Genomic DNA, 1,168 nt, shown 5'->3' on the forward strand with positions numbered 1-1,168 from the left:
CCAGGAACAACCGATACGCCGGATTGCCCGTCTCTTCCCAATGCGGATAACCGAGCGTGGCGAGGAAGCGGCGGAACTCGGCGTCATCGGCTGCGGGCACCTGGATGCCCACGAGAATCGAGCTGTAGTCGGCGCCCTGGTTGCGGTAGTGAAAGAGGCTGATGTTCCAGTTCGGCGCCATCGACGAAAGAAAGCGCATGAGCGCGCCCGGGCGCTCGGGGAACTCGAAGCGGAACAGGCGCTCGTCGTGTGCCAGAGGCGAGCGCCCGCCCACCATGTAGCGGATGTGCTGCTTCGAGAGCTCGTCGCCGGTGAGGTCGACGCTCGGAAAGCCGTGATCGACGAAGGCCTTCGCGATCTGCTGCGACTCGCCACGATTGCGGATCTGCACGCCCACGAAGATGTGCGCGCGTTCGGCGTCGTCGATGCGGTAGTTGAACTCGGTCACGCTGCGCGTGCCGACCAGTTCGCAGAAGCGCCTGAAGCTGCCGCGCTCTTCGGGGATCGTCACCGCGAACACCGCCTCGCGCGCCTCGCCCACCTCCGCGCGCTCGGCCACGAAACGCATGCGGTCGAAGTTCATGTTCGCGCCCGAGGTGATCGCCACGAGCGTTTGCCCCTCGATGCCTTCGCGTTCCGCATACTGCTTCGCGCCCGCCACGGCCAGTGCGCCCGCCGGTTCGAGCACGCTGCGCGTGTCCTGGAAGACGTCCTTGATCGCCGCGCACAGCGCGTCGGTGTCCACCGTCAGCACCTCGTCGAGATACTCCCGGCACAGGCGGAAGGTTTCCTCGCCCACGAGCTTCACGGCCGTGCCGTCGGAGAAGAGGCCCACTTCGCTCAGTTCCACGCGCTCGCCCGCCTTGATCGACTGCGCCATCGCGCAGGAATCGTCGGTCTGCACGCCGATCACGCGGATGTCGGGGCGCACGGCCTTCACGTAGGCAGCCACGCCGGCGGCCAGCCCCCCGCCGCCGATCGGCACGAAGATCGCGTGAATCGGGGCCTGATGCTGGCTCAGCACTTCCATCGCCACGGTGCCCTGGCCGGCGATCACATCGGGATCGTCGAATGGATGGACGAAGGTCAGGCCGCGCTCCTCCTGCAGCCGTACGGCGTGGGCGTAGGCGTCGCTGTAGGACTCGCCCGCCTGCACGACCTCGACGGT

General features: G+C 67.2%; 1 protein-coding gene. It reads right to left on the bottom strand.

Going from position 1 to position 1,168, the window contains the following annotated elements; translation table 11 throughout:
* Window positions 1-1,168, bottom strand: a 1,168-nt coding sequence (gene ilvA, locus BMI01S_RS37660) for a threonine ammonia-lyase, biosynthetic (protein WP_042293561.1), incomplete at both ends; no start/stop codon positions are given.

This window comes from Paraburkholderia mimosarum LMG 23256 = NBRC 106338, from assembly GCF_000739815.1.
GTDB lineage: Bacteria > Pseudomonadota > Gammaproteobacteria > Burkholderiales > Burkholderiaceae > Paraburkholderia > Paraburkholderia mimosarum.